The organism is Candidatus Streptomyces philanthi, assembly GCF_059553635.1.
This window is the reverse complement of the sequence record NZ_JCANQV010000308.1, coordinates 1-6,420: the sequence shown is the minus strand read 5'-3', so window position 1 is coordinate 6,420 and position 6,420 is coordinate 1. Positions and strand designations below refer to the sequence as shown.

General features: G+C 72.3%; 5 protein-coding genes. 3 read left to right on the top strand and 2 right to left on the bottom strand.

What is annotated here, in order from left to right; all coding sequences use genetic code 11:
• Nucleotides 1-65: 65 nt before the first annotated feature.
• Complete coding sequence (locus AC51EU_RS25440) at nucleotides 66-875, bottom strand: acetoacetate decarboxylase family protein (RefSeq protein ID WP_496269409.1); 810 nt, start codon at nucleotides 873-875, stop codon at nucleotides 66-68.
• Between the two features lie 289 nt (nucleotides 876-1,164).
• Here AC51EU_RS25440 and AC51EU_RS25435 point away from each other — a divergent pair, with 289 nt between their 5' ends.
• Nucleotides 1,165-2,523: a glutamine synthetase family protein gene (locus AC51EU_RS25435; protein ID WP_496269408.1), complete on the top strand. Its 1,359-nt coding sequence runs from the start codon at nucleotides 1,165-1,167 to the stop codon at nucleotides 2,521-2,523.
• A 27-nt stretch (nucleotides 2,524-2,550) separates the two neighbouring features.
• Complete coding sequence (locus AC51EU_RS25430; RefSeq protein WP_496269407.1) at nucleotides 2,551-3,834, top strand: cytochrome P450; 1,284 nt, start codon at nucleotides 2,551-2,553, stop codon at nucleotides 3,832-3,834.
• A 16-nt stretch (nucleotides 3,835-3,850) separates the two neighbouring features.
• Here AC51EU_RS25430 and dusB read toward each other — a convergent pair whose 3' ends face one another.
• Nucleotides 3,851-4,978 (bottom strand): tRNA dihydrouridine synthase DusB, encoded by a 1,128-nt coding sequence (gene dusB / locus AC51EU_RS25425; protein WP_496269406.1) that lies wholly within the window; start codon nucleotides 4,976-4,978, stop codon nucleotides 3,851-3,853.
• Between the two features lie 190 nt (nucleotides 4,979-5,168).
• Between dusB and AC51EU_RS25420 the strand changes: the two genes are divergently transcribed.
• A partial coding sequence (locus tag AC51EU_RS25420; protein ID WP_496269405.1) for an MFS transporter occupies nucleotides 5,169-6,420 on the top strand: 1,252 nt, incomplete at its 3' end.

Below are 6,420 nucleotides of genomic sequence, written 5' to 3'. Positions count from 1 at the left end.
GGGTCCGGTCGCTGACGCGGTGCGCGGGTGCCCGCCCCGGTGGGCGGCACCCGCGCCGCGGCCGTTCAGCCGTCCTGCCGGGTGAGTCCTTCGGCCAGCAGCGTCCCGCCGTTCCAGCAGACCCCGACCTGGCGGTAGTACGCGCCGATCGGCTCCTCGACGGTGAGGGCGGCCAGCTCCTCCGTGGGCGCCTCGAAGAGTTCCAGTTCCGCGTCGCCCGCCCATGCCTGCCCGCCCTCGGCGGAGGCGGCGCCGGAGGCGATGAGTTCGTCGAGGGCGAGGCCCTTGCCCGGTTCGACCGAGGGCAGCCAGCGGTGGTGTGCCATCGGGTGGCCGTTGACGAAGCCGTTGCTCTCGGACGGTTCGCGCAGGGTCACCACGGCCTGGGCGAGGCGGCGGTCGGCGGCGGCGAGGGTGGCACCGAAGGCCGCGCCGGCCTCGATGCGCGGTGCGGGCCCGTAGGGGTGCGGGCGGGTCAGGTGGATCGAGCCGAGCTTCTTGGGGTAGCCCTGGTGGTTGCCGCGGGCGATCGCGAAGTCCTTGTCGACCCAGATGTACACGCAGCGCGAGTAGGTGATGCCGCGGAAGGCGCAGCGCACCACGGCGAAGCACTCCTTGTACTGGCCGCGGACGGGGTCGAGCAGTTCCTCCCGCGAGGTGCCGCAGGACTGCCAGTCGGCCCAGATCAGCGCCACCGCGCCGGGGTCCTCCTCGGCGGGTTCCAGGGGGTCGGGCAGGAGGGCGGCGACGCGGGCGGGGTCGGTGCGGTACTCGACGGTGAGCAGGTCGCCGGAGTAGTACCAGGGCGGGGCGGGGACCAGGGACGAGCGCCCGGTGGCGGTCTTGGGCGGGAAGAATCCGCGGACGGTGGGCACGGCGCCTCCTCGGAACGGAAAGTCGTTTGGGCCCGTACGTTATGCCGGACGGGGCGACTTGTCACGACCACCCGGCGCACACCCCTGTCCGCACTCCGGAAACGTGCGGGCAATTCCGCCGCCACCCCTTGTGCACCTCACCCACCCTCCATACTGTTTGATCCCAAACGACAGCCGTGTCGTGTGCCGGGCCTCCTGCCTCCCTCCCCCGGGCACGCCACCGCCCTTCCGTCGCCCGTCGTCACACCCGCCGTCCCGTCCCGATCACCCGCAGAAAGGCTGGGGTCCGGTGAGCGAACCTTCCCACGAGCACTCCCCCGCGCAGACCGCCCGCGCACTGTCCGAGCAGGGCATCGACATCGTGCGCGTCGTCTACCCCGACCTCACCGGCGCCGACCGGGCCCGCGACATCCTCACCGGCCACCTTCCCGACGCCTGCGGACACGGTCTCTCCTTCTGCCGCGCCGTCTACCACACCAGCCCGCAGGGCGATGTGATCCCCGTCGCCGGAGGGCTCGACGCCGGGCTCCCCGACATCACCGTGCGCCCCGACCTCACCACCGTCACCCCGCTGCCCTGGGAGCCCGGCGTCGCCTGGTGCCTCGGCGACGCGGGCGACCCCGCGACCGGCGGCCCGGCCGTCGAATCGCCCCGCGATGTCCTGCGCGCCGTCCTCGCGCACACCGCCGACCTGGGCCTGCACCCGGTGATCGGCCCGGAGCTGGAGTACTACCTGTGCGAGCCGGACCCCTCGGCGGCCACCGGCTGGTCCCCGTACGCGCCCGAGCCCGGCAACGTCTACACCGCCGGCCGCCGCGGCGACCCGGACGGCCATCTCGTCGCCACGCTGCGGAAGCTGCGGGACCTGGACCTCGGTGTCACGGCCGGCAACCACGAGTTCGGCAGCGGGCAGTTCGAGATCAACCTGACGCACTCCGCCGCGCTGGACGCCGCCGACCGCGCCTTCCTCTTCAAGGCCGCGGTCAAGGAGATCGCCCGCACCGAGGGCCGGCTCGCCACCTTCATGGCCAAGCCCTTCAACGGCGAGGGCGGCTCCGGCTTCCACCTCCACCTCTCCCTGGTGGACGACGAGGGCCGCAACGTCTTCGCCGGCCCCGGCGACGCCCACGGCCTCTCCGCCACCGCACGGCACGCCGTCGCCGGCATCCTCACCCACGCCCCGGCGCTCGCCGCCCTGCACAATCCGACCGTCAACTCGTACAAGCGCTTCGGCCCCGACACCCTCGCGCCCTGGCTGATCGACTGGGGGCTGGACAACCGCAGCGCGATGCTGCGCGTCCCGCCGGAGCGCGGTGACGGCACCCGGCTGGAGCTGCGGCTCGGCGACTCCACCGCCAACCCCTATCTCGCCGTCGCCTCCGCCGTCGCCGCCGTCGCCCTCGGCATCCGCGACAAGCTCGACGCCCCCGCCCCGCTGGACGGCTACGGCTACCGCGCCGACGTCTCTCCCCGCCTCCCGGACTCCCTGGGCACCGCCCTGGACGCGCTGACCGCCGACACCGCGCTGACCGGCCTCCTCGGCGAGGGTTTCACCGCGTCCTTCCTCTCCTACAAGCGCGACGAACTCGCCCGCTTCCAACGGCACGTCACCGACTGGGAGTTCCGCGAGTACGCCCGCATGCTCTGACCCGTACCGCCGCACCCTGGAGCGCCCATGACCACCGCCACCACCACGACGACGCCCGCGCCCCTCCCCCTCTCCGACGTCGACCTCGCCGACCACGACCGCTTCACCGACGGCGAGACGCCCTGGCGGATGTTCGACACCCTGCGCCGCGAGGACCCCGTCCACTGGCAGCCGGAACCCGCCCCCAACCACGGCTTCTGGGCCGTCACCCGGCATGCCGACATCGTGCGCGTCGACCGCGACCCGGAGACCTTCACCTCCACCCGCTTCACCAACCTGGAGGAGGTCGACGACGACCAGATCGCGATCCGCCGCTCCCTCCTGGAGACCGACGGGCTGCGCCACCAGGCCATGCGCCGGCTGCTCCAGAAGCAGTTCACCCCGCGCGCCGTCGCCGCGTACGGGGACTTCCTGCGCGGGCTGACCGCGCGGACGCTGGACGCGGCGCTCGCCAAGGGCACCTTCGACTTCGTCCGCGAGGTCTCCGCCGACTTCCCCATCAATGTGCTCGCCCGGATGCTGGACGTCCCCCAGGAGGACACCCAGCAGCTCATCGACTGGGGCAACCGCATCATCGGCAACACCGACCCCGACTACGCCGATGTCCTCCTGGAGAGCGAGGAGAGCGAGCGCTACCGCGATCTGCCGTTCCGCAGCCCGGCGTCGCTCGAAGTCTTCGCGTACGGACGGGAGTTGGCCGCCAAGAGGCGCGGCGGCGACGGCACCGACCTGGTCAGCAAGCTCGTCAACCAGACGCCCTCGGACGGGGTGCCGCTGTCCAAGGAGGACTTCGACAACTACTTCCTGCTGCTGGTCGTCGCGGGCAACGAGACCACCCGGCACGCCATCTCGCACTCCATGCTCGCGCTGATGAACCACCCCCGGGAGATGGCCAGGCTCCAGGCCGACCCCTCGCTGATCCCGCAGGCCGTGGAGGAGTTCCTGCGCTGGGCCTCCCCCGTCTACCACTTCCGGCGCACCGCCACCCGCGACGTCGAGCTGGGCGGCAAGCGGATCAAGGAGGGCGACAAGGTGGTGCTGTGGTTCGCCTCCGGCAACCGCGACGACGCCGTCTTCGAGGACCCCTACCGCTTCGACGTCACCCGGCGCCCCAACGACCATGTCACCTTCGGCAAGGGCAGCCCGCACTTCTGCCTGGGCAACTCACTGGCCCGCCTGGAGATCCAGATCATGTTCGAGGAGCTGCTGCCCCGCCTCGCGGACATCCGCCCGGCCGGGCCCGTGCGCCGGGTCCGCTCCAACTTCGTCAACGGGATCAAGGAACTCCCCGTGACGGTCACCACCGTCTGACCGGCGCGGGCCCGCCTCAGCCGCCGGAGGTGTCCAGCTCGGCGTCCACGCCCACGCCCGCGCAGTCGTACGGGTCGTCCAGCCAGCCGTCCGGCAGGACGACCCGGTCCCGGCCCGAGGTGCGGCCGCGCGGGCCGTCGGCACCGGCGGGCCAGGGCTGGTCGAGGTCCAGTTCCGACAGCAGCGCGTCCAGCTCGTCCAGGGACGAGGCGACGGCGAGGCTGCGGCGCATCTCGGAGCCGACGGCGAAGCCCTTGGTGTACCAGGCGACGTGCTTACGGAAGTCGATCACGCCGCGCGCCTCGTCGCCCAGCCACTCGCCGAGCAGGGTGGCGTGCCGCAGCATCACCGCCGCGACCTCCTTGAGCGTCGGCTCCGCGTACGTCCCGGTGCCCTCGAACGCGGCGACCAGATCGCCGAACAGCCAGGGCCGCCCCAGGCAGCCGCGCCCGACGACCACGCCGTCGCAGCCGGTCTCGCGCACCATCCGCAGCGCGTCCCCCGCCGACCAGATGTCGCCGTTGCCGAGCACCGGGATCTCCGGGACATGCTCCTTGAGGCGCGCGATGGCGTCCCAGTCGGCCGTGCCGCTGTAGTGCTGGGCCGCGGTCCTGCCGTGCAGGGCGATGGCGGTGATGCCCTCCTCTACGGCGATCCGCCCGGCGTCGAGGTAGGTGAGGTGGCCGTCGTCGATGCCCTTGCGCATCTTCATCGTCACGGGCAGCCCGCCGGCGTTGGCGACCGCCTGCCGCAGGATGGAGCGGAGCAGGTTCCGCTTGTACGGGAGGGCGGAGCCGCCGCCCTTGCGGGTCACCTTGGGGACGGGGCAGCCGAAGTTCAGGTCGATGTGGTCGGCGAGGTCCTCCTCGGCGATCATGCGGGCGGCCCGGCCGACGGTGTCCGGGTCGACGCCGTAGAGCTGGAGGGAGCGCGGGGTCTCGCTCGCGTCGAACTGGATCAGCTGCATGGTCTTCTCGTTGCGCTCGACCAGCGCCCGCGTGGTGATCATCTCGCTGACGAACAGGCCCTTGCCGCCGGAGAACTCCCGGCAGAGCGTCCGGAACGGGGCGTTCGTGATGCCGGCCATCGGTGCGAGCACCACGGGGGGCTGCACCGTGTGCGGGCCGATCTGCAGCGAAGACATGGGGCGGTTTTCCTCCGGGCGGGTGGACGCTGGGCGCGGCGGGCGGCGGCCGCGACCTCCCATTGTCCCGCACCGCGCGGGTGGCGCCGCGGGCCGCCTGCCGTGCCGGGCGTAGCGGGCCTGGTACCGCCGCCGTCGCCGGTCGGCATTCCGGGGGCGGGGACACCCCGGATCGTTGTAGCGTTCAACCATGCCCGAGCTGAGTCACCGGAGGCGCATACTCGTTCTGGCGATCTGCTGCATGAGTCTGCTGATCGTCAGCCTCGACAACACCGTCCTCAATGTCGCTCTGCCGTCCATGCAGCACGAGCTGCACGCCACGGTCTCCGGCATGCAGTGGACGATCGACGCCTACACCCTCGTCCTGGCGTCCCTGCTGATGCTGGCCGGCTCGACCGCCGACCGGCTGGGCAGACGCCGGGTCTTCGCGGTCGGTCTGGTGGTCTTCTCCCTCGGCTCCCTGCTGTGCAGCCTCGCCCCTGGGCTGGAGTGGCTGGTGGTTTTCCGGATGGTGCAGGCGGTCGGGGGCTCGATGCTCAACCCCGTCGCCATGTCGATCATCACCAACACCTTCACCGACCCCCGCGAACGCGCCCGCGCCATCGGCGTGTGGGGCGGCGTCGTCGGCATCAGCATGGCGGCGGGCCCGGTCGTCGGCGGCCTGCTCGTCGAGAGCGTCGGCTGGCGCTCCATCTTCTGGATCAACGTCCCGATCGGCGCCCTCGCGCTCTTCCTCACCCTGCGCTGCGTCCCCGAGTCGCGGGCCCCCCGGCCGCGCCGCGTCGACCCGGTCGGCCAGCTGCTGGTGATCGTGCTGCTCGGCTCCCTCACCTACGCGATCATCGAGGCCCCGGAGGCCGGCTGGGGCTCCCCGGTGATCGTCACCCTCGCGGCGACCGCCCTCGCCTCGCTCGCCGCCCTGATCGTCTACGAGCGCCACCGGCGCGAGCCGCTGATCGATGTGCGGTTCTTCCACAGCGTGCCGTTCAGCGGCGCCACCGTCGTCGCGGTGTGCGCCTTCGCCGCCCTCGGCGGCTTCCTCTTCCTCAACACCCTCTACCTCCAGAACATCCGCGGACTGTCGGCCCTGGAGGCCGGTCTGTACATGCTCCCGATGGCGGGGATGACGCTGGTCTTCGCGCCGCTCTCGGGCCGGCTGGTCGGCAGCCGCGGCTCCCGGCTGCCGATGGTGCTCGCGGGCTGCGCGATGACCGTCAGCGGCCTGCTGTTCGTCCTGGCCGACGCGCAGCGGACCACGGCCCTGCTGTTCACCGGCTATGTCCTCTTCGGCATCGGCTTCGGCCTGGTCAACGCGCCGATCACCAACACTGCCGTGTCGGGGATGCCGCGCGCCCAGGCGGGCGTGGCCGCCGCCGTCGCCTCCACCAGCCGGCAGGTCGGCCAGTCCCTCGGCGTCGCGGTGATCGGCGCGGTCCTGGCGA

What these genes read in the sequence shown, in the direction of transcription:
- dusB (WP_496269406.1), bottom strand. Translation starts at nt 4,978, where the DNA reads ATGTCTTCGCTGCAGATCGGCCCGCACACGGTGCAGCCCCCCGTGGTG.
- AC51EU_RS25430 (WP_496269407.1), top strand. Translation starts at nt 2,551, where the DNA reads ATGACCACCGCCACCACCACGACGACGCCCGCGCCCCTCCCCCTCTCC.